The sequence below is a fragment of the Lentzea sp. NPDC020367 genome (assembly GCF_044387305.1).
Taxonomy (GTDB): Bacteria; Actinomycetota; Actinomycetes; order Mycobacteriales; family Pseudonocardiaceae; genus Lentzea.
The window spans coordinates 413,733-434,641 of sequence record NZ_JBIRVV010000005.1 but is presented as its reverse complement, the minus strand read 5'-3'; the positions used below and the strand labels follow the sequence as shown (position 1 = coordinate 434,641).

The following is a 20,909-nucleotide window of genomic DNA, read 5'->3' as shown; positions in this document are numbered from 1 at the left end:
ACTCAGGAGTGCCGAACCACCTGAACGTGCGCGAGGGCGACCTGGTGGTGCTCCGCACCAACGAGGGTTCGCGCGGGGTGGCCAAGATCGAGCGGATCGACGTCGAGGAGAACGTCGACAAGAAGCGGTTGCGGTGCCCCTACTGCCTGAAGACGCGCTTCAACGAGCGAAAGAACGTCACGCCGAGGTACATGTGTCGGCGCGAAGGCTGCCTCCGGTCGTTCGAAGAGGCCCACGTCAGCATGGAGCGCGTAACGAGGTTCAGCGCGATCTACCAAGGCACCTGGCAACCGCTCACCAACGCGCTGAACGCCGGCCAGCTCGAAGACCTCGCCTTGACGAAGTCCAAGCAGAACGCGATCAGAAAGCTCGATCTGGCCGGCGTTGAGGCGTTTCTCTCCAGCGTGGGCATGCCCCTACCTCCTGACCCAGTCGCGGGAGCACCCTCGTCGAGGCCCATCACAGGTGGAGTGACCAGGCGATCTGGGCTCGTGCGAATTGGTCAACCTGGGTTCAGGAAAGCCCTGCTGGAGCGGTACGGCCCGGTATGTCTGGTCACGGGACCAGCCCCAGAATCGGCGCTCGAGGCTGCTCACCTGAGGGCGTTCGCCACGCATCAACGCCACGACCCCGAGGAAGGCGCGATGCTTCGCGCCGACATCCACAAGCTGTTCGACAAGGGCATGATCGCGGTCGATCCGACGAGCCGGACGGTTGTCGTCGATCCGCGACTGCGGACGTACGACGTTTACGCCGACCTCTCGGGCAAGTCGTTGCAGCTGCCCAGGGGTGCGAGCCCGTGTTTCGAGGCGCTCCGAGATCACTTCGCAGAGGCCACCGCGCACTGGCTCGAGGTCGACGTGTTCTGGCGGCCGCCCTCGCAGTCGATCGACGTCAGCGGACTTTTCAGTTAACCCACAACATCGGGTGAACCGAAAACGCCGCCCCTCCGTACCCCTCTCCAGAGCCAGAAAAACGCTGTCCAGCGATCAAGTCCACGCAGGTCAGCACCCCGCACCCCGAAAAAACCACGAAGCGTGACCGCATCACTCGATCGCGTGGTCGTGGACGTAACCCATAACGAGAGCCGGGCTAGCAGCGAACTAACAGACAGCTCCGCCAGTTCGTCAGGAGGCAACGATGAACTTACGCAGGACTCACAAGGCTCGTTGACTGTCTGTCAGCAACGGATAGCCCAACCCAATCGGAAACGTGACGAGAGTCACCCATCGGGCGCTCAAGCTTGCCTGCGCTCGTGACGCGAGGTTACGTTCTCGCCCGCCGATAACGGTTTGGTCACCGGCAGGACACAGGAACCACAGCACCAAGGGTCCAAAGTCCCCCGGAAACCCCCGCCCGGGTTTGCCGGAGACCAAGCTCCCCGACGCAGGAGGCTCCCCCTTGGCCCGGCACAGCAAAGCCGATGGCCGAACCGTGTACACGGTCGTGCCCATGCAAGAAGTCAAGCCCGGCGCTCACCGCGTCGAGGACGACAAGGTCCCGCTCGCTCACCGGGTGAGCGCGATCCTCGTCGCCGCTGGTGTCGCCGCCGGCACCGCAGCCATCGCCAACGCCGCCACCAGCGGTTCCTCGACGGAACTCGCCGCGGGCGCTGCCGAGCTGGGTGCTCTCCCCGACCAGCAGGCCAAGACGATCCAGACGGTGCACGACGTCAACCCGGGCAACCAGGTCGGCCGCCTTCTGCAGTTCCAGCAGATGTACGCGCAGCAGACCTTCGAGCAGGCCACCAAGGCCGCCGCGGACGCGCACGCCCAGCGTGAGGCCGCCGCCAAGGCCGAGGCCGAGCGCCAGATCGAGATGCGCAAGCCCGCCAAGCAGCGCGAGGTCGAGGGCTGGATCAAGGACGCCATCAAGGTCCTGCAGGCCAACGGCACCAACATCGACAACAACAGCGTCGACGAGATCTACACGATCATCATGAAGGAGTCGAACGGCAACCCCAACGCCGTCAACAACTGGGACTCCAACGCGATGAGGGGCACGCCGTCCAAGGGTCTGATGCAGTGCATCGACCCGACGTTCAACGCCTACAAGCTGGCCGGCTACGACAACATCCTCGCGCCGGTCGACAACATCATCGCGGGCGTTCGCTACACCTACGCGCGCTACGGCGGCTTCCACAACCACCCGGGTCTGGTCAGCATGGGCCTCGGTGGCGGGTACCGGGGGTACTAAAGAAGCCAAACACGCCGTGTCGGGGTGCGTAAAACCTATCGGCGGACGATGCTGTCAATCAGGTTCACCCACAAGCATGGCGGCCCTAGCGGGCACACGCCCGGTAGTGCTCCCATCGAACGCGATCCCCGAACGCAGGGAGTGGCCGATGAACGAGCAACAGGCACGCGACGACGAGCTGGAGAAGATCCGCTCGGAGGCGACGAGTTGGCTGGCCAAGATGGCCAAAGCCCAGCATCGTCCCAACGTCGAGCAACGCAGGCCTGAGCACGACGCCATGACACCCGCGAAGAAGTAGGCAGGAAACAGCAGAGCGCCTCGGCTACGGCCGGGGCGCTTCTGCTTTGAAGGCCGACCACAGCAGGTTCAGCGGATGGTCCGCCGGATGCTTCGCCAGTTCGTCCGTTCGGGCGAAAACGCCCACAAGCCGCTCCATTGAGTCATCTGCGAGCTCGACGACCCGGAGGCCGCCTCCCTCCCGGAGTTCGTTGTTCGACGCCACCACGCCCAAACCAGACGTCACGATCATGGCTCCCTGGACGAGGTTGGAGCGCAGCAGCGAGATGCCGTACTGGATCTCGTCGATCTCGGCCGCGATGTCGAGCCCCTGCCGGTAGTCCGGCCCGAACCAGCCCCGCAGGAACTCCGCGATCAGCCCCGCCCCCGGCACGACCAACGGGACCGACCTCAGCTGAGGTACCCGCACGCGGTCGCCGACAACCGTCTCCGGCAGGTTCGTCAGCAACGCGAGGCCGCCGCGCCGCCACTCGATCACGTCGAACTCCGGCCGCTCCCAGCCCGCGCCGGCCCGCGTCACGACGCTGCCGCACACGACGTCGACCTCGCGCGTCTCCAGCTTCGTCCAGATGTCCTTGGTGCGGATGTGCACGACCTTGAGGTCCACGTCGCGTTCGCGGAACTCGTCCGACACGTGGTGCCACGCCTTCGCGAGCGTGTCCAGCATGTATCGCGTCGTGCCCACGGTGACGGTCGTGCCGAGCTTGCGGCGGCACTCGTGAATTCCGTCGAGCCACTCCGCGAGCGTCTCTCGCGCCAATTCGACGAGCGACTCACCAGTCGGCGTGAACAGCACGTCCTTTCCGCGTCCCTGCTTCACCACGAGCGCTTCGCCGCACAGTTCCAGGAAGTTCCTGTTCAACGTGTCGAGCTGCTTCTGCACACTCGACTGCTCGCGTCCCAACGCCCTCGCGGCGCGTAGGGCCGAACGGGTCTCGTGCACGGTCAGCAGGGTCCTGAGCTGGTCCATCGTGGTATCCAGTAGAGCACCGGGCATGTTCAGCAAACGGTGCAGCGAGGTGCTGGTCGGAAGCACCAACTGGGACGAGCCGGACATCGAGACCCTCTCTGATGTTCTACTGATCAGTTGAACTGAACTTGACCACATTTCGCCGACAAATTATCTGCAGATCCTGTCGGCAAATCCCTGGACACTTATAGCGCGGGTGTACAAAACTATCCGCGGCGACCACGCGTGGGAGCCGATTCCGGGGGGAATCATTGGGGGGTGGGGGTCCGCCAGCGCAAGCCGGTGGGCCCCCAAGTATTACCCTCGCCAGTTGTGACGGCTTCCGCTCGCCTGGACTGGGGTACCACCTACCAGGTCACCGTGCTCGAACTCGGACTCGCCTGCTGCGGAGTCGAAGTGATGGCAGCTCTCGACCGCCTTCCCGACCTCGGCGTCACGCCGGTCGACGGCGCGGGCGAGGCGCACGTTCTCGTTGTCTCCGGCACCGTCACGGACGTCATGTTGCCTGCTGTCCTCCGCAGTTACGAGGCCATGCCCGAACCCCGTTACGTGATCTCCGTGGGCGCCTGCAGCAACACCGGCGGCCCCTACTGGGATTCCTACAGCGTCACCAAGGGGATCGACCAGGCCCTGCCCGTCCACGTCGCCGTTCCCGGCTGCCCGCCGCGGCCGGAAGCGCTGCTCGAAGGCCTCAAGGCGCTGCATGGACTGGTGAACGCGTGACCACCCCGAAGACCGCGTTCGGTCAGACCGTCCACCACGTGGAGCTCGCCGACTGGCTCACCACGGCCACAGCTCACCACGAGCAGGGCTTCGTGATGTTCGACTGGCTCGGCGTCGAGGACGCGGGCCGGCCGGGTGCCGCGGGTCAGCGCCACGCGGTGTTCCTGCACGTCATCAATCCGCAGACGCGCGAGGGTGTGATGCTGCGGACCGAGATCGCGGAGACCGACGCGGTGCCGAGCGTCGCCCACCTCTGGAAGGGCGCCCTCTGGCACGAACGCGAGGCTGCGGAGATGTTCGGCATCGCCGTCGACGGCGAGCCCGAACACCTGCTGCTGCCCGAGAGCTTCCAGGGCCACCCGCTGCGCAAGGACTTCGTGCTGGCTTCACGAGTCGTGCGTCCCTGGCCGGGCGCCCTCGAACCGGGCGAGGACAACACGAGCGCACCGAGCCGCCGCCGCACCGCACCACCTGGCGTTCCTGACCCGTCCTGGGGTCCGCGCCGCGAAGAGGAGAGCACGTCGTGACGAACCTTCCGCCGCGCACCAGGGGCGTCATCGCGCTGTTGGAGGCGAACTGCACGGTCTGCATGATCTGCGCGCGCGAGTGTCCCGACTGGTGCATCCACATCACGTCGCACACCGAGGTCGAGGAGCAGCCCGGCAGCGCCCGCCCGCGCAGCCGCAACGTGCTCGACCGGTTCGCGATCGACTACGGCCAGTGTCTGTACTGCGGCATCTGCGTCGAGGTCTGCCCGTTCGACGCCCTGCACTGGGCGCCGGAGTTCGGCTATCCGGGCACGGGCTCGATCGACGGCGAGGGTGCCGTCGCGGAGCTCGTCCACGAACGGGACGTCCTGTCCACCTGGGTCGAGAAGGTGCCACCGCCGCCCCGGCTCGACCCCGCTGCGGAGGCCGCGCCGGAAACGGCGACAGGAACTGGACGACGGCCCGGTTCGTTGAGGGGTAGGACGTAAAACCCGGAGGCGAAAACCGTGCACAAGCACTTCAACGGGTTGAAGACGGCCGTGCTGCTCGGCGGGATGAGCGCGCTGATCGTGCTGATCAGCAGCCTGTTCGGCCGGACCGCACTGGTCATCGGCCTGCTGTTGGCCTTGGGCGTGAACGCCTACGCGTACTTCAACTCGGACAAGCTCGCGCTGCGCGCGATGCGGGCGGTACCTGTGTCGCAGGTGGAGCAACCAGTGCTTTACGCGATCGTGCGGGAGCTGTCGCAGAAGGCGCGCCAGCCCATGCCCAGGCTCTTCCTGAGCCCGACCGCCGCGCCGAACGCGTTCGCGACGGGCCGCAACCCGCGCAACGCCGCCGTGTGCTGCACCACGGGCATCCTGGACCTGCTCGACGAACGCGAACTGCGCGCCGTGCTCGGCCACGAACTCGCGCACGTCTACAACCGCGACATCCTGATCAGCTGCGTGGCCGGCGCGCTGGCCGGTGTGATCACGATGCTCGCGAACCTGGCGCTGTTCGCGAGCATCTTCGGCGGTGACGGCGACGACGACGGACCTGGCCCGCTCGGCCTGCTGCTGATCGCGCTGCTCGGCCCGATCGCGGCGACCGTCGTGCGCCTGGCCGTGAGCCGCTCTCGCGAGTTCCAGGCGGACCAGGCAGGTTCGGAACTCACCGGCGACCCGCTGTCGCTCGCGAGCGCGTTGCGCAAGATCGAGCTGGGGACGCGGGCGGCGCCGCTCGCACCGGAGCCGGAGGTGGTGTCGCAGAGCCACCTGATGATCGCGAACCCGTTCCGCACGGGGGAGCAGTTCGCGAAGTGGTTCTCGACCCACCCGCCGATCGCCGACCGCATCCGCAGGCTCGAAGAGATGGCCCGGCGCTAACGCCCTGCCTTCGCCACGGCCATGAGGTACTCGCCGTACCCGGACTTGCCGAGCTTCTCGCCGAGCGCGTAGCACTCGTCGGCGGAGATGAAGCCCATGCGCAGCGCGATCTCCTCGGGACACGCGATGCGCACGCCGGTCCGGTGTTCCAGCACCTGCACGAACTGCCCGGCCTCGAGCAGCGAGTCGTGCGTGCCGGTGTCGAGCCACGCGAACCCGCGGCTCAGGTCCACGAGTTGCGCCCGGCCCTCGTTCAGGTACGCGAGGTTGACGTCGGTGATCTCCAGCTCGCCACGCGGTGACGGCTTGAGGTTCCGCGCGATGTCGACCACGCCGTTGTCGTAGAAGTAGAGCCCGGTGATCGCCCGGTTCGACTTCGGCCTGGCGGGCTTCTCCTCGATGGACAACAGCTTGCCCGTCGCGTCGACCTCACCCACGCCGTACCGCTCGGGGTCCTTCACCTGGTAGCCGAACAGCACGCAGCCGTCCAAAGAGGACGCGTGCTGCTGCAGCGTGGTGGAGAAACCCTGGCCGTAGAAGATGTTGTCGCCCAGCACCAGCGCCACGTCGTCGCCACCGACGAAGTCGGCGCCGATGATGAACGCCTCCGCGAGCCCGTTCGGCGCGGCCTGCTCCGCGTAGGAGAAGCTCATGCCCCACTGGGAACCGTCGCCGAGCAGCCGCCGGAACTGCGGCAGGTCGGTGGGCGTGCTGATGATCAGCACCTCCCGGATGCCGGCCAGCATGAGCACCGACAGCGGGTAGTAGATCATCGGCTTGTCGTACACCGGCAGCAACTGCTTGGAGACGGCCTGCGTGATCGGGTGCAGGCGCGTCCCACTGCCACCGGCGAGGACGATGCCCTTCACCGGTAGTTGGTGAACTGGATGGCGATGCCGAAGTCAGAGCCCTTCAGCAGAGCGATGACGTCCTGCAGGTGGTCCTTCTTCTTGCCGGACACCCGCAACTGGTCGCCCTGGATCTGCGCCTGAACGCCCTTGGGCGCCTCGTCGCGGATCTTCTTGGCGATCTCCTTGGCCTTCTCGGACGTGATGCCCTGCACGAGGTTTCCCGTGACCTTGAACACCTTTCCGGACACCGCGGGCTCGCCCACCTCGAACGCCTTCATCGAGATGTTGCGCTTCACCAGCTTCTCCTGGAAGACGTCGACCGCCGCCTTGCAGCGCTCCTCGGTCTCGGAGGAGAAGGTGATCGCCTCCTCGCCGGCCCAGGCCACTGTGGTGTTGGTCCCGCGGAAGTCGAAGCGCGTGCTCAGCTCCTTGGAGGCCTGGTTGAGCGCGTTGTCGACCTCCTGCCGGTCCACCTTGCTCACCACGTCGAACGACGGGTCCGCCACGACTTCACTCCTCAACGATCTCGGGGTTCACAGCCAGCGTCGATGCTACTGGGGTACCCCGATTTGGGGCGTCCCGAAGGGGTTATGTATTGTTCTGCCCGCACCGTTACGGCGGTGTGGGGCGGGTTGCCCGAGCGGCCAATGGGAGCGGACTGTAAATCCGTCGCGAAAGCTACAGAGGTTCGAATCCTCTACCCGCCACAGCAGTACTGAAGGCCCTGTGAGCAGGAAGTTCTGGTCACAGGGCCTTCGTCGTGCTGTCCGGCTGCGTACGGCTCGATCCGGCCGGTTGCTGGTGTCTGTGCCGAATACGTGCCGAAGTTTGCGGGCTCCTAGTCTTGTCGCTGTGACGTGCAGCTGGTCCAGTTGATGCCACCAGGACTGGGGTCTCCTCTGTGTGGCTGGAGGTGGCTCGAATGAGGAAGCTTCGCCTACCCGATTCGGCCCGGGGCACCTGCGGTGTAGAGCTGTAAGAGTGAGGGGCCTACCCCTCGTGGCAGGGAGATCCCTTCGCGTGGCCTCCATGTAGCGCCAGAGCCTGTTGAAGTGATGAGCATGTGTGAGTACATCTCCCTCGGTGAGCGAAGTGCCAACTCCTGGAATGCCCTTGCCTGGAACTGTGCCTGCACCACCGATGCAGCCGCCTTCGACTGCGAGAGTGATTGCGATTGTCGGCGGCCTCATCCTGGTAACTGCCGTGGTAGTGGTGGCCTTGTGGTGGGCAGGGACGGCCGGACTCAACGGGGACAAACTTGTCGCTGCGCGCCTAGACGCCTTGCGCACTGGACTGAGCATCGGCCTGGGTGGCGGAGGAGCTCTTGCCCTCTACCTCTCCTGGCGACGCCAGAGGGCCGCCGAGATTGCCCTCGCTCAAGCTGCCATCGCACTTGCGCAGAAGGATCGCGACCAAGACCACACCGAGGCCGACTCTCGGGAACGGCGCATCACCGACCTCTACACCAAAGCCGTGGAGCAACTCGGCTCTGACAAAGCACCAGTCCGGCTCGGCGGACTCTACGCTCTCGAACGCCTTGCTCAAGACAACCCGCACCAGCGTCAAACCATCGTCAACGTATTGTGCGCCTATCTGCGCATGCCATACACAATACCTGGGAAATCTCCAGGCGATGACGCTGAGACTTCAATTCTCGACGTGTATCGTGAGCGAGTCCAAGAGCGCGAAGTTCGCGTCACTGCTCAGCGTATTCTGGCGCTCAACTTGCGCTGTGTCGATAATAGGAGAAATCCGATCGATACGTTCTGGCCAGGCATCGATATTGATCTCACTGGCGCAGTCCTAATTGATCTAGATTTCATGGGTGTCTCAGCTCGCACGGTCAGGTTCGGCGATGCTCGGTTTAGTGGTACGGCTGCATTCACTGATTCTTCCTTTGGTGACTTTGTCGAGTTCGGGGACGCGCAGTTTAGCGACATTGCCTGGTTTGAGAGGGTAAAATTCAGCGGATACGCTGGCTTCGGTTCGACCACGTTCAAACGCATGGCGACCTTCGAGTCTTCTCGATTTCTCAGTTTCGCATACTTCAAGGGCACGCACTTTCTTCATCGCGCCAAATTTAGTCAGGTGCAGTTTGGAAACCTCACAATGTTTTATGAAGCGGAGTTTCTTGAGCTCGCCGAGTTTGATCAAGTTGTTTTTAATAGCGCCCCATTCTTTGATGGAGCTCGATTTGACAGCCGTCTCCCGGAAGTCATTAAAGAGTTCTTGCGTCCGGATGATGATGTGGCTGCGCCGCCGGAGGAAGAGTAGCGTGCAGGGATGCTAGATCTGCTCCTCATTGACGCGCGCAGCGCTGCTGCTCCTGGTCTATCTTCTTGACTCATTTCTGTATTGAGTAAGGCGGTCACGCTGCCCTGAATGCCATCGCCGGCCCGCTCAGTCCCTCTTGTATGCTCCGAAGAGCTTCTTGTTCACCTCCATCGATACACTTTGCGTACTCGCGTAGCAGTACCTGCAAGCTGTGCCCTGCCCATTCAGCAACTCTCTTTGGTTCTTTGACCATGTTGAGCCAGAACGTCACGCACGCGTGGCGGAGGTCGTACGGTCGCTTTGAGAGCGGGCCAGCCGCTACTTCCTCGGCAAACGCGATCTTGCGGGCGAGATCCCAGATCCGCCCGTAGGTCGAGCTGCCAATGCGCCCACCCCGCTCAGCGACGAACAGCAGCCCGCGCGGCCCGATGCCGAACCTCTCGATGTGCTCGTAGAGGTAGAGAGCCAACTCCGGACACATCGGGACCGGCCTGCCGAAGCCCTTGTGACGATGCTTGAGCTCGCGCTCCTCGTGCCGCTTACCGCTGTCCGTCCACTCGCTACCTACCTCAGGAGCCGCACCCTCAAGGTCGATCACGCCCCACTCATGGACCTCCCAACGCTGCGCCTCCTCGTTCCATACCTTCGGCGGCAGCCGCAGGTTGTAGAGCCTGAGGTTGGAAGCCTCCTCGGGCCGGAGCGCCGCGAAGAACATCAGCGCGAAGAACGCCACCAACTTGGCACCCGTGCGCCCAATGCCGGCCACCTCGCGTAGCACCGTGCGGAACTGAATCGGGTTCGCCACACAACGACGGTCAACCTCCTGGGCCACCGCCTTGTGCTTCTTGACCTTCACCTCCTTCCAGGGGTTCTCGGACAACACGTTCATCTCGTGGGCGTAGGCCAAGATGCTGCCGAACGTCGTCCGCCGCAGTCGGATGGTGTCGTACGCGGCGCGCTGTCCATCGAGCTTCCGTTCGAACGCGCTGACCACCTTCCGCAGGAAATCGGCGTCCACAAGTTCGGACACCTGGCGCGTGTTTTGCGCCAACCACCCGAGCGCCGCCGCCACGTCGCTCGGGTGCTCCTGGTTACGGCGTTCCTTGTTGCAGTGAATGCGAATCGCCCGGCGGAGCACCTTGTGTCGGGGACGTGCGCGGTCGGTCGAGATCATTGCCTCGGTGATCGGCGCGAGCGCGTCCGCAATGGACTTGCGGTGTGTAGGCGCGGCGTCGTCCCACTTCATGTCCACGAACTTCGCGACGAGGTCGAACCAGGACATCACGGTTTTGTCCGCGGTTTCCTCGCGCAGCTTCGACATCGGGCTACCCGTCTCAACGCAGAACGCCTCACCCTTGCGCGATGCGATGACGAGTTCCGAGCGGAAGCTGTCGGCCAAAGCGGAAGTCTTGAACTTCTCCTTGAACTTCTTCTTCTCGACGGCCCAACGAACCCAGTACGTCGTGGTTCGCGTGCCCTTGTAGACATCGGTGGTGTAGATCCGGACGTTGAAGCTTGTCTTCATGCCGCCACCCCACAGCCGTTGAACCAGTCGTCCACGTCGCTCCGGTCGAAGCGCAGCTGCCCGTTGGGCAACCGCGAGAACTTCGGTGCCGCTTGCTTCGCAATCCACTCGTAGAGCGTCGAGCGGGAAATCTTGAACTCCTTGCAGAACTCGGCAACCGTCAGCAGTTCACGTCGGCGCATGACCACGCCACCTCCGCGTGTTGTTGGAACGATGAGCAACGGCAGATGGCGAGCCCACGGAGACCGGGGCGTGCGGCATTGCCTCAGATTCGGGGATGTCTATAGCGGCGTAAGTGCCGTAAGAGCCGTAAGTCGCCTGGTTGAAGGCGCGCAGGGGTGCAAGCCGCTTACGTTCCGATGCGTAAGCCGCTGCTGTGTTGGCGGACTCGGCTTACGGTTCGAGACGTAAGCCGCTTACACCCTGACGACGCTGTGACCTGGTTCCTTACGGCCCTTACGGGTCTTACGCCTGCGCGGGAGGCGCAGGCGGCAGGTAGCGCCGCCATGCGTCGGCGAGCCCGGTTTGGGCCTGAGCGCCGTTGGTCGTGAAAGCGACGTAGCCGCGGCCGGCCTTCTCACCGGGGTTGAGCGGTTCGAACACGACCGGCTTGACGTCGTAACGCTTGAGTTCGCGCGCAAGCCCTTGCGGGTTAAGGACTTTGCCATCGCCCATGTCGGACCACTGTGCCTCTTCGAGCGCGTGCAGGGCGCTCAGGATATCGGCCGTGCGCATCCGGTCCGTGCCGTGCTGGGTGAAGAGGTCGCGCAAGGCGGCCAGGAGCTGGACGCCAGTGGACTCCTCCTGACTCGTGGCGGTGTCGATGACGAAGTGCGTGCAGGCCGCGCGAGCTGCGGCCGGCCAGTCACCGCCCGCAGCTTCGGCGAGCGCGAGCAACGGACGCCAGATCTCGGCTGCGCGGTTGCGGACGCCGTCCGGGCGTTCAGGCCGGGCCGTGGCGACCTGGTCTGCAACGGTGTCAGCCCAAGCGGCGAGTTCGGCCCGCAACGGTGCAGCTTCGAGTTCGACGTCCTCTTCCAAGAACTCCTCGGGATCGTCGCCGTACGCGGCTTTGCGCATGTGGATCGTGACGGCGCGGCTGGTGATGGTGGCGGGCATGTGTCCGGCAATCCCCGCGAGCGCCACGGGCGCATAGACGGGGAAGCGCTGAACGTTCATGGACTTCGCGTCACCGACGCAGCGGGCGATCGTGGCGGACCGCTTGTATCCGGCGTTGAGCAGTCCGCGCAGGTCTTCGTTGTTGCCTCCTCGGGTGCTGAAGACGGCGTCGATCTCGTCGAACATCAGCGTGACCGGGCCGTCCAGCAGCAGACGGAAGATGGCCGCCGTGGTCATGGAGATGGTCATCTCGGGCTTGTGAACGAGGTATTGCCCGATCTCCAGCACGCGGGTCTTGCCGCTGCCGGGTTCAGCAGACGACAGGATCAGCCGCGGCGTGACGTAGAGCCGGTCCGCGAGATGGGTGTGAGCGAACCAGAGCGCCACGACCGGCGCGCAGTGCTCGCTGGGAAACCGCAGGAAGCGGTTCAGGAACGCCGTCACCGCGTCCAACAGTTCGTGGCCGGGGCGCGACACCACACCGGGCGGCGCACCGAGCCAGGATGCGACCGGCGTCAACGGCGCGGCCTCGGGCTGGTCCTCGTCGGGCGACTGGCCACCGTCCTGCGGGCTCGACTCCGCGAGGGACGCCAACCACCTGGTTTGGCAGGGCTCGTCACAGAAGTCGTCGGACACGGACTCGGTGAGCGGCTTGCCGCAGGTGTGGCAGGTCATCACGGCAGCCGTGGTGGTGGCGGTCGTGTCCGTGTCGGCGTCTCCGATCACGTTGTCGATGTCCGCCAGGGTGTTGATGAAGGCGCTCACGCGATGTCCCTCCTTTCGATCTCGTGGTGGTGCAGCTCGTTCACGCGGCCCGCTTGCGTGTGCTGGGGTGGTCGGCGAGCCCCCACGAACGGGAGGCGCGGCGGCGGATCTCATCCGCAGTCAGGGGTGACGTCGCGTAGGTAGTGCGACGAGCCGCGAGCGTGCAGAACGGCAGGTACTGGTTCAGCGCGCCTGCACTGGACATCGCGGCTGACACGGCGATGGCCGTCTCCTTCAGCAGCAACTGTTCTTCGTGGTGCTGCGCTGCGATTTCGTGAGCGAAGCGAGCGGCGATTGCGTGCGGTGTGGACTCATCGAGGTGTGCAAGCGCTGCGTGAAGGACAGCGGCGAGCTTGCGCGGGTCGTCGTCGTTGAGCGCTTCCCACTTCGGGCTTCCTGCCAGCGGCATGGAGTCGCCGGGACGCATCGCGTCCCATGCCGGCCGGAGCATCGGCTCACACCATGCGCGGACGACGGACGGGTCTCGCAGCGGTCGTCGGTTGAACGCGTGGACGTCGCTGGGATCGGTGAGGAACGTGCGGCGGCTGGTCATGACGTCGCATCTCCAGGTTGCTCTGAGTGACAGTGGTTGGGCGTGCAGGGACAGCACGGACACCGAGAACGAGCCGTGCTGAGAGCTGGCAAGCCGAGAACAGGTCGGGTTAGGTCGCCGAGTCCGGGTTAGGTTTCTAACTACCTGGGTTAGGTGGGGCGACACCGTTGCTGAGCTGCGATGAGTTAGCTGGTTAGCCGGGTTAGGTCGGGGGCAGTGATGCCTGGCCAGGGGGTTCGGAGTGGTCCTGCGTGTCTTCCAGCGACCTAACCCGGCCTACCTCGGAACTAGCTCTCGTCGTCCAGGTCAGCCGTCGCCTGACGAGCGAGAGCATCACGGATGGTGACGGGATCGACGGGGTAGGTGTTCTTCGTGGACGGCACCTTCACGCCGAGTTCGGCGAGCTGGTCACGCAGCGCCTTGCCGGTGAGCGAGCGGTACGGCGTCCAGCGCGGCGCGTGCTGCGCCAGGAGCGCGGGCAGGTCCGCAACCCTGATGGGCTCCTCTCCCATCACCGCGTCGAGGTCTTCGAGCAGGTCGCGGTTGAGCTCGATCGCCGGAGCCGCCACGGCAGTACCGGGCAGACCTCGTCCAACAGACTCGATCGCGGCCAGCGACCGCGCGATGATCGGGGTGACCTGATCGTTGTTGCGGGAGACGTCCAGGAAGTAGACCTGCACGATTTCCGAGCGTTCCCCGCTGAAGCCCTTGACCACGGCGGTTCCCTTGTCAGTGCCGGGAATCAGCTCCGTCGCCCGGTGGCCGGCCGCGTACGCGCCCTGGCCGAGAAGGGCGTCGTTGGCGACGTGATCACCGACAGCAAACGCGATTCCGTTGGAGCAGTTGCGGGTGACGTCGCGCGGCATGCTGTCCTTCGTCGGTGCCTGCGTCGACAGGAACAGGTGGATGGCGCGCTTGCGCCCGAGCCTGACGATGTCCACCAGCAGCCGGGCGATCTCGGCTCCGTAGACGGCGTGCTGGATCGCCACGTGCGCCTCTTCCAGCAGCGCAACAATCGGGTGCAGGCCAATTCCGGCGCTGGCCAGCTTGCGCGTCACCGCTGGTTCTTCGTGCTTGATGAGCAGTTCACCGCGGGTCTGCACCTCGTCGTGCAGCTCTCGCAGGTGCTCCAGGATCTCGGCGATCTTCTCGTCCTCGGCGCCCATGACGTAGCGCGAGCACCGCGGCTTGAACGCTTCGAAGTCGAAGTTCGCGTCAGGAACCCAGATCCGAAGTTCTGCGGTCGGGTCCAGCGCAGCGCCAGCCATCACGCACCGGGCCGCCGATGACTTGCCCTGGCCAGGCATGCCGCCGCCGATCGTGTTGCGCTCCAACACCGGAGCGGTGATCGGCTCGCCACGCAACGTCCGTCCGAACGGGACACCCTTGAAGATGTCCACGCTTCCTTCGCGCAGCAACGGGTACGCACCAGCACCTTCGGCAAGCGCGCCCTTGTCCGCCACCCACAGATCGAGAATTCCGGCTTCGCTGCCGGTGGTCGGCCATACCTCTTTGGACAGCCGGTGCAGACCGGTGGCCAGGTCACCACGGCGGCGAGCGATCTTCTCGGCGGTGACGCCGGCCGGGAGCCGAAGCACTGCGTGAGTTCCGCGCCCGTCCTTGCGAGCGGTGGTGATGTACTGCAACGGCAAGCCCTGCTTGATGTACGCGGTGATCTGCGGAATCCGCAGCGCCTCCAACGCACGCGCGATCGTCGTCTCATCGATCGTGACGTCCGCATCGGCATCAGCCGCGGTCGCCAGCCAGCCCGGAGCCGTGCCCTGGCGGCGGCCCTCACGCCATGCCCCGAGCAAGACCAGAGCGGGCAGGCTGAGCACGAACGGTGTCCACACCACCGTCACGGCGGTGATGAACCAGCCGGTTGCGTCCAGGACTCCTTCCCACACTGCGAGGAACCGGCCGGTGTCGGTGACCTGAACCAAAGTCGAGACCACCAGCAGCATCACCAGCAGGGCCGCGACTGATCCCGCGGTGACCCTGGCGAGCCCGGCGGCCATGCCGGGCAGGTCCATCAGCCGACGGTGACGGCGTTCCTGCGCGAGTTCCTTGCGCTCCGTCCACTCCTGCAACGCTTCTCGATCGCCCATCGCCTCGGCGGCCTTGACCTGGCGGCGGTACACGCCGAACGTGCCCGCGTCCCACATCCGCCGTGCCCAGGACTCGAAGCCCTGGACGACGTACAGGGAGTTGCTGAGCACGGTCCGGGTGGCCTTGACGGTCGGCTCGTGCTGACGCACCACCTGCACGGTGCGCACGACCGTGGCGTGAGCCTGCCGTACCCGTGCGATGCCACCGCCCCGCTCGATGCGGCGGTCAAGTGCGGCGTTCTCCTCGTCGGTGAGGAGAACGCCCTCCATCACGTACTGCGGTTCGAGTTCGGTGCCGGCTGCCGCCCGGCGAGCGTTCAGGTCGTAGACGATTGCGCCCGCATCGTTGGTGCGGTCGGGCCGCGTGTCGGGGCTGTTCATGAGCGCACCTCCTCTGGCTTGTCGGTCATCAGGTGAACCAGCGCCGCACCGAACCCGAGGACGACCACGGGCAGGCACGACACGACGGTGGTGATCTGCCACGGAGCAACGGCCATGCCCGCGGCCTTCATCAGGTGGTAGGCGACCTGGCCACCCGCACCGAGGACGAGCGCACCGAGCGCGGACCACTTGGCGAACGAGCGCGCCTTGTCAGATCGGGTGCGACCGGACAACCACACCTGCAACGCGAGCGCCGCGTAGGCCTCCATGCCGAGCGGCAGCGTGATTGCGGAGTTGATCGTCCAGTTGTCCGCGATGCCGGGAAGCGGGGTGATCTCACCGAAGCCGGTGAGCTTGCCCAACTCGACCCAGCCGCCCCAGATCGAGACGAACGCACCGAGCGCGATGAGGACGATCGGCCACCGCCGGACCTGTGCGCGGACTCGTGGAGAGTTCTCTCGGCTCGCCGACTTCGGGGCCGACATCGGTGCGTCTACGACCGTGTTGACGTGCGGCTCTGCAACCTTCTCTGCTACGTCGTCGTGGTCTTCTCGTGCGTCCGCGACCACGTCTGCAACCGCGGGGACAGACTGCAACCGGCGTTCGCTCGTCGCACCGTGCTCGCTCCCGTCGATGTAGCCGAGCGCGACGAGCGCGGCACGTGCCTTCTTCGCACCGACGTTGAACGTCCCCGCCACGCTGCGGATGGACGGCTTCTCTCCGGACTCCTCCGCCAGCGAGCGCACTCGCGGGATCAACTCCTCCAGGCGCACGGGGTAAGCGCTGGTCATCGGCGAACTCCCTTCAGACGAACGCGAGTGATTGAGTGCGCAGCGCCACGGGCTGCGATGCGCGGGACGTAGAGGAGTGCGAACGCGGCCAGCAGCGCGGGAATCCCAAAGGCCAGAACCTGCGCCACGGGCTCGTCCGGAAGGCCCGTGATCACGGCCCACTGCATGGAGGCGATGCCGAGCGTGGTGACCAGCAGCTTCCACAGCAGCACGGCGAACACGAACGCGACGCCAGAACCCAGCAGCAGCAACAACATTGGCTCGTCCATCAGCGCATCGCTCCCTTCGAACGTGCGGACTCGCGCAGCGCGAGCGCGTCGTGGGAGTTCTCCGCAGCGAGCGCGCACGCCTCGGCGTGCTGCGGGTGCGCCGGGTTCCCCGTGATCGGTGCGAGCAGGTGCACGGATCGTTCGAACCACGCTGCGGCCTCGACGTCCGGGGCGGTCATCGGTGGCGCGGTCTCCTGCCAGGTGGCGAGAAGCTCGCAGATCGTGGGTTCGGAGCCCGAAGACCGGGCGTTGATCGTGGTGGACACTTGGGTGCCCCTTCTGGTTGCAAGATCGGATGGCGGTGCGAGAACCCGGACCGGTGGTGACTTCTTGGCGGGAGTCCGCCGGTCCGGGGCAACTAGGCGGCCTCGGTTCCGGTGCCTCGGTTGATGACCTGGCCACGCAGTTCCTTGCGGCGAGCCCGGCGGCCCTTGTGCTTCTTGCCCCGCACGGGCGTCGGCGTCGTGGCGGTAGGAACAGCCCGAATCGGCGTCGTTGCTTCCTGCGCGGCCTGCGCCAGCGAGATGCCGTACTTCGGCGAGACCCCCGCAGCGGCACGCGCCAACATCCGGGCGTTTCGCCTTGCGATCGCCGAACCGTCCATCAGTGCCGCGGTCGGTGCGAAGGGAGAGCCGATCTCGTCGGACAGCTCCTTGACGATGCTGGTGACAGCCTCGGCGGTGATGCCGTCGGGGTAGTTGCTGGTGGTGTTCATCGAGTTCCTTTCGAAGGCGATGCGCCGACGCTAGCGCTAGAACAAGCGCTAGAACAAGCGATCGCGTGAAGATGGCAGGGCTGCTTGGTGCGGCTTTGGGGTGTGTTGCGCTAGAATTTGCGCTGGTACTGGCGCTAGGCGGAGGTCTGAATGGCGAAGAACTGGCAGGCCGTGGCCGACGCGATTAACACCCGAATGGAGCAACTGGGGCTGTCGCAGAAGGAGCTGTCAGAGCGCTCGAAGGTGAGTACGGCGACCCTCCGCCTCATGCAGCAGGGTGCGGACGCGTCGCGGTCCGCGACCACGCTTGCAGCCGTGTCCACGGCGCTCGGCTGGAAGGCTGATCACCTTGGGGATGTTGCCGCTGGCCGTCCGGCGCCGGATGGCGATGCGTCGCGTGACCTGCACGACGAGGTTCAAGCTCTCCGAGGCGAGGTTGCAGAGTTGCGCGCCGGCCTCGAAGGCTTGAGTGCGAAGGTCGACCGCATGTCGAAGAGCTGAACAGCTGGCCCTGGACTCACGACAGCGCGCGGAAGAAGGCGACCACGCCGTCCAGCGCCGCCCCGCCCCACGTTGCCAACTGGCGAGCGATGACCGCTGCGCCGGCCGGGTCTCGAATCACCAGGGCGAGCACGGCCAAGGCCGCCAAGGTGAGCACTGCACGTCGACCGGTTCCGCCGCCGGTTGGAAGCGGCATCATCGTCTGTTTCCTGGCCATCTCGGTGCTCCGTTCTCGGTGGTTGTTCGGTGTGCGCCAAGCTTGATGCGATCTGCGCCACACGAGAACTGCCCAAGTAGTACCTCAACGCCGAACTTCCACTGAACTTCCAGCACTGAACTTTCACCGAACTTCGGCGCGCTCGCCTTTTGGATCCGCCTACGGGGTGGCAGCCTGGGGGTATGGACCTGAATGGCGTCCCCGCCACCCTCGATCAGATGAAGGCGCTTGCCCTCACGAACTACGGGCACTTCACCTCAATGCTGGCTGAAAACGGTGAAGTGCGGGGACTGTCGTTGCACATGGGACGGCTGTCTCGCGACTGCCGACAGCTTTTTGATCAAGACCTCGACACAGAGCGGGTCCGCGGCTACGTGCGGAAGGCCCTCGGTGAACACGCAGGTGGCCGTGTTGTCGTGCGCGTCACGGTCTTCGATCCTGCTTTGGACCTGGGGACCATCGGGCATGACGCGAACCCTCATGTGCTCGTCACGCACCGCCAGGCGCCGAGTGGATCTCCAGCGCCGTGGCGGCTTCAGGCTGCCGCGTATCAGAGGGACATGCCGTCGGTGAAGCACATCGGCCTCTGGGGGACCATGCAGCGTCGTCGGGCCGCGCAGCGAGAGGGTTATGACGACGCCCTATTTCTCAATCCTGACGGCACGATTTCCGAAGTTGCTACATCGAATATCGGTTTTGTTCGTGAGGGCCGCGTCATTTGGCCACGGTCGCCGTGGCTTGCGGGTGTCACTATGACTCTGCTCAACCAGGAATTGGACGAGCAGATTGTGACGGAGCCGCTGACGCTGTCTGACCTCCCGAGCATGGATGCAGCCTTCGCTACCAACGCTGCGACCGGTGTTCGAGCGGTGGCATCGGTCGACTCGACGCAGTGGGCATCGGACACGCACCCCGTTCTGAAGGAGTTGGGGGAGCTGTATGCCGACATTCCGGCGGAACCGGTATAGGCAGCGCTTTCGGCCCGCTAGGCTCCCTTGGAGGGTCTCCAAGGGGGAGTGTGCAATGCCGACCGTGCAACGCTGGACCGGCGTGGAAGTTCGCGCCCTACGCGATGCAATGCGCATGAGCCTTCGAGAGTTCGCAGCTCATCTCGGTGTGAGTGAGCGCATGGTCTCGAAGTGGGAGGCCGGCCGCGAGAACATCCAGCCTCGGCCCGTGAACCAGGCGGCGCTGGACACCTGCCTCACCCGCAGCGACCCTGACACGCACGCGCGCTTCACCTTCCTGGTAGGCGACTCCGTGGTTCGGGCGGGGGAGCAGGACGTACCGGTCGAGCCGATCGGCAGCGGCCAGGTCCACCACCCGACCGACGGCAGTGCGATGCTCATGGTCGAGGGAAGCGTCTTTCTCAGCGGCCCCAGCAACACCCCCGCGTGGATACCGGGCTACTACATCGACGTGTTCCCTGTGTCCAATGAGGACTATGCGCGGTTCGTTGCCGCGACTGGACACGAGCCTCCGTACCACTGGCCGGACGGACAGTGCCCTGCCGAGATCCGAGACCACCCGGTGGTCTTTGTGACCTGGAACGACGCGAGTGCCTACGCGGCCTGGGCGGGGAAGTCGCTGCCGACGAGCCAGCAGTGGGAGAAGGCTGCGCGAGGAACGCGCGGCACGGTCTACCCGTGGGGTGACCAGCCGACGCCTGCCAAGTGCAACGTGCGCGAAAACGGCGTCGGACTGACCACTCCACGCGACTGCTACCAGAGCGGCGTGAGCCCGTACGGCGTGTACGACATGTGCGGGAACGTCTGGGAGTGGTGCTCGACCGAGACGAAGCCGGGGCGCCACGAGCTCAAGGGCGGCGCCTGGACGAGCCCGTTCAACCGATCGACTCCGTCGTCCTTCAACGACGCGAACGCCACCATGAAGGATGACGACACGGGCTTCAGGTGCGTGGTCGCCGCGGACACGATGGACGAGCTGCTCCGCCGCTGACTACAGCTCCGCGGCTGCCTCGGCGATGAGTTCCAGCGACTCGTCGGGGTCGAGCGCGACTTTCTGCAGTCCTGTGAACCGTTGCGCGAACTGCTCAGTCAGCCCCAGGTCCTCGACGTACTCGCCTTTGATGAACGTCTCCAGGTACGCCACGTCGTTGTGTTGGCGGTGTGGGAACCCGAGCAACGTGAACGGGGATCCTGCGGCCGGGTAGGCCCTAGCACCGCGCGGTACTACCTGCACGCTCACCGTCGGATGCTCGCTGATCTCCATCAGGTGCAGCAACTGCGCTTTCATCACTCGCGGCCCGCCGATCACCTGCCTCAACACGGCTTCCGGGAACACCGCCTGGACTGTGAGCGGATCTTTGCCGGTCAGCCGTGTCGCCCACGCCTCACGCACCATCGCCAGCCGTGCGGTGCGTACGGGGTCGTCCTGCATGACGGCGTTCGTGTAGCCGGAGAGTTGGAAGACGGCGGGAACGAGATCCGTCGTGAACGCACGAAACACCGTCGCCTCGAACACGAGATTCACGAAGTCCGCCGCCGGATCGAAGTTGAGGCCGACATTGCTTCCTTGCCTGCGCCTTTGCTCCGCGTGCTGTGCCCGCAGCACCACGGCCTGCCATTCTGGAGTGGGCGTCTTGTAGACGTACCCGAGCGCCATGATGTCCACGGGCGGCGAAGGCTGCACCGCGTTTTCCATCATGGACAGCTTGGCGCTGCTGAAGCCCACCCGCTGGCCGGCCTCAGTGAGGCTCAACCCTCGCTCGTCGCGCCATCCGGCGAGCTGTCGCCCTATAGCGCGTTCGAGCGCGGTGGCCCGGAAGTCTTTCGCCAT

At 65.2% G+C, this 20,909-nt stretch carries 24 protein-coding genes, 1 tRNA gene and 1 pseudogene; 12 read left to right on the top strand and 14 right to left on the bottom strand.

The window, feature by feature from the left end; all coding sequences use genetic code 11:
* Positions 1 to 77: 77 nt before the first annotated feature.
* From ACH413_RS23850 to ACH413_RS23840, 3 genes and pseudogenes are all read left to right on the top strand, one after another.
* Positions 78 to 914, top strand: a complete 837-nt coding sequence (locus ACH413_RS23850) for an HNH endonuclease (RefSeq protein WP_360047049.1) — start codon at positions 78 to 80, stop codon at positions 912 to 914.
* A 931-nt stretch (positions 915 to 1,845) separates the two neighbouring features.
* A pseudogene (locus ACH413_RS23845) lies at positions 1,846 to 2,196 on the top strand (transglycosylase SLT domain-containing protein); the annotation flags it as partial.
* A 148-nt stretch (positions 2,197 to 2,344) separates the two neighbouring features.
* Positions 2,345 to 2,494 carry a hypothetical protein gene (locus tag ACH413_RS23840; RefSeq protein ID WP_157512956.1) on the top strand — a complete coding sequence of 50 codons (150 nt, stop codon included), beginning with the start codon at positions 2,345 to 2,347 and terminating at the stop codon, positions 2,492 to 2,494.
* A 24-nt stretch (positions 2,495 to 2,518) separates the two neighbouring features.
* Here ACH413_RS23840 and ACH413_RS23835 read toward each other — a convergent pair whose 3' ends face one another.
* Positions 2,519 to 3,550 carry a LysR family transcriptional regulator gene (locus ACH413_RS23835; RefSeq protein ID WP_319976871.1) on the bottom strand — a complete coding sequence of 344 codons (1,032 nt, stop codon included), beginning with the start codon at positions 3,548 to 3,550 and terminating at the stop codon, positions 2,519 to 2,521.
* Between the two features lie 225 nt (positions 3,551 to 3,775).
* On the opposite strand from ACH413_RS23835, the gene ACH413_RS23830 reads away from it, so the two are divergent.
* Genes ACH413_RS23830 through htpX form a run of 4 tightly spaced genes read left to right on the top strand, consistent with a single transcriptional unit; the run spans position 3,776 to position 6,041 of the window.
* Positions 3,776 to 4,186 carry an NADH-quinone oxidoreductase subunit B gene (locus tag ACH413_RS23830; protein ID WP_191298138.1) on the top strand — a complete coding sequence of 137 codons (411 nt, stop codon included), beginning with the start codon at positions 3,776 to 3,778 and terminating at the stop codon, positions 4,184 to 4,186.
* Entirely contained in the window at positions 4,183 to 4,713 is a 531-nt protein-coding gene (locus ACH413_RS23825) for an NADH-quinone oxidoreductase subunit C (protein WP_360047052.1), read from the top strand. Before ACH413_RS23830 ends, ACH413_RS23825 begins: the two co-directional genes overlap by 4 nt.
* Positions 4,710 to 5,162 (top strand): 4Fe-4S binding protein, encoded by a 453-nt coding sequence (locus tag ACH413_RS23820; RefSeq protein ID WP_360047053.1) that lies wholly within the window; start codon positions 4,710 to 4,712, stop codon positions 5,160 to 5,162. The genes ACH413_RS23825 and ACH413_RS23820 overlap by 4 nt, the downstream gene beginning before the upstream one ends.
* 18 nt (positions 5,163 to 5,180) lie before the next feature.
* The gene (gene htpX / locus ACH413_RS23815) at positions 5,181 to 6,041 is read left to right on the top strand and encodes a zinc metalloprotease HtpX (RefSeq protein ID WP_360047054.1); all 861 of its coding nucleotides are present in this window, start codon (positions 5,181 to 5,183) and stop codon (positions 6,039 to 6,041) included.
* Here the strand turns inward: htpX and rfbA are convergent.
* Both rfbA and ACH413_RS23805 read right to left on the bottom strand, forming a co-directional pair.
* The gene (rfbA, locus tag ACH413_RS23810) at positions 6,038 to 6,910 is read right to left on the bottom strand and encodes a glucose-1-phosphate thymidylyltransferase RfbA (protein WP_360047055.1); all 873 of its coding nucleotides are present in this window, start codon (positions 6,908 to 6,910) and stop codon (positions 6,038 to 6,040) included. The two genes, htpX and rfbA, sit on opposite strands and share 4 nt — an antisense overlap.
* Complete coding sequence (locus tag ACH413_RS23805) at positions 6,907 to 7,398, bottom strand: YajQ family cyclic di-GMP-binding protein (RefSeq protein WP_360047056.1); 492 nt, start codon at positions 7,396 to 7,398, stop codon at positions 6,907 to 6,909. The genes rfbA and ACH413_RS23805 overlap by 4 nt, the downstream gene beginning before the upstream one ends.
* A gap of 120 nt (positions 7,399 to 7,518) precedes the next feature.
* Here ACH413_RS23805 and ACH413_RS23800 point away from each other — a divergent pair.
* Positions 7,519 to 7,599: transfer RNA gene (locus ACH413_RS23800), tRNA-Tyr, on the top strand.
* Between the two features lie 457 nt (positions 7,600 to 8,056).
* Complete coding sequence (locus ACH413_RS23795; protein WP_360047057.1) at positions 8,057 to 9,166, top strand: pentapeptide repeat-containing protein; 1,110 nt, start codon at positions 8,057 to 8,059, stop codon at positions 9,164 to 9,166.
* A gap of 94 nt (positions 9,167 to 9,260) precedes the next feature.
* Here the strand turns inward: ACH413_RS23795 and ACH413_RS23790 are convergent, their stop codons facing one another.
* From ACH413_RS23790 to ACH413_RS23750, 9 genes are all read right to left on the bottom strand, one after another.
* On the bottom strand, positions 9,261 to 10,691 hold the full coding sequence (locus ACH413_RS23790; protein WP_360047058.1) for an integrase: 1,431 nt from the start codon (positions 10,689 to 10,691) through the stop codon (positions 9,261 to 9,263).
* Complete coding sequence (locus tag ACH413_RS23785; protein ID WP_360047059.1) at positions 10,688 to 10,873, bottom strand: helix-turn-helix domain-containing protein; 186 nt, start codon at positions 10,871 to 10,873, stop codon at positions 10,688 to 10,690. The genes ACH413_RS23790 and ACH413_RS23785 overlap by 4 nt, the downstream gene beginning before the upstream one ends.
* Positions 10,874 to 11,156: 283 nt before the next feature.
* Positions 11,157 to 12,575, bottom strand: coding sequence for a DUF3631 domain-containing protein (locus tag ACH413_RS23780; RefSeq protein ID WP_360047060.1), 1,419 nt, complete (start codon positions 12,573 to 12,575; stop codon positions 11,157 to 11,159).
* Positions 12,576 to 12,615: 40 nt separating this feature from the next.
* Entirely contained in the window at positions 12,616 to 13,128 is a 513-nt protein-coding gene (locus tag ACH413_RS23775; protein ID WP_360047061.1) for a DUF2742 domain-containing protein, read from the bottom strand.
* A gap of 287 nt (positions 13,129 to 13,415) precedes the next feature.
* Positions 13,416 to 15,617: a cell division protein FtsK gene (locus ACH413_RS23770; protein ID WP_360047062.1), complete on the bottom strand. Its 2,202-nt coding sequence runs from the start codon at positions 15,615 to 15,617 to the stop codon at positions 13,416 to 13,418.
* Entirely contained in the window at positions 15,614 to 16,408 is a 795-nt protein-coding gene (locus ACH413_RS23765) for an ABC transporter permease (protein WP_360047063.1), read from the bottom strand. Before ACH413_RS23765 ends, ACH413_RS23770 begins: the two co-directional genes overlap by 4 nt.
* Complete coding sequence (locus tag ACH413_RS23760) at positions 16,405 to 16,677, bottom strand: hypothetical protein (RefSeq protein WP_360047064.1); 273 nt, start codon at positions 16,675 to 16,677, stop codon at positions 16,405 to 16,407. The genes ACH413_RS23765 and ACH413_RS23760 overlap by 4 nt, the downstream gene beginning before the upstream one ends.
* Positions 16,677 to 16,943 (bottom strand): hypothetical protein, encoded by a 267-nt coding sequence (locus ACH413_RS23755; protein ID WP_360047065.1) that lies wholly within the window; start codon positions 16,941 to 16,943, stop codon positions 16,677 to 16,679. The genes ACH413_RS23760 and ACH413_RS23755 overlap by 1 nt, the downstream gene beginning before the upstream one ends.
* A gap of 92 nt (positions 16,944 to 17,035) precedes the next feature.
* Positions 17,036 to 17,392, bottom strand: a complete 357-nt coding sequence (locus tag ACH413_RS23750) for a hypothetical protein (protein ID WP_360047066.1) — start codon at positions 17,390 to 17,392, stop codon at positions 17,036 to 17,038.
* Positions 17,393 to 17,542: 150 nt separating this feature from the next.
* On the opposite strand from ACH413_RS23750, the gene ACH413_RS23745 reads away from it, so the two are divergent.
* Complete coding sequence (locus ACH413_RS23745; RefSeq protein WP_360047067.1) at positions 17,543 to 17,893, top strand: helix-turn-helix transcriptional regulator; 351 nt, start codon at positions 17,543 to 17,545, stop codon at positions 17,891 to 17,893.
* A gap of 16 nt (positions 17,894 to 17,909) precedes the next feature.
* Here ACH413_RS23745 and ACH413_RS23740 read toward each other — a convergent pair whose 3' ends face one another.
* Positions 17,910 to 18,110 (bottom strand): hypothetical protein, encoded by a 201-nt coding sequence (locus ACH413_RS23740; protein WP_360047068.1) that lies wholly within the window; start codon positions 18,108 to 18,110, stop codon positions 17,910 to 17,912.
* Positions 18,111 to 18,292: 182 nt separating this feature from the next.
* Here ACH413_RS23740 and ACH413_RS23735 point away from each other — a divergent pair, with 182 nt between their 5' ends.
* Entirely contained in the window at positions 18,293 to 19,078 is a 786-nt protein-coding gene (locus tag ACH413_RS23735) for an aminotransferase class IV family protein (protein ID WP_360047069.1), read from the top strand.
* 55 nt (positions 19,079 to 19,133) lie between these two features.
* On the top strand, positions 19,134 to 20,069 hold the full coding sequence (locus ACH413_RS23730) for an SUMF1/EgtB/PvdO family nonheme iron enzyme (protein ID WP_360047070.1): 936 nt from the start codon (positions 19,134 to 19,136) through the stop codon (positions 20,067 to 20,069).
* Here ACH413_RS23730 and ACH413_RS23725 read toward each other — a convergent pair whose 3' ends face one another.
* Complete coding sequence (locus ACH413_RS23725) at positions 20,070 to 20,909, bottom strand: helix-turn-helix transcriptional regulator (protein WP_360047071.1); 840 nt, start codon at positions 20,907 to 20,909, stop codon at positions 20,070 to 20,072. It lies immediately after the preceding gene.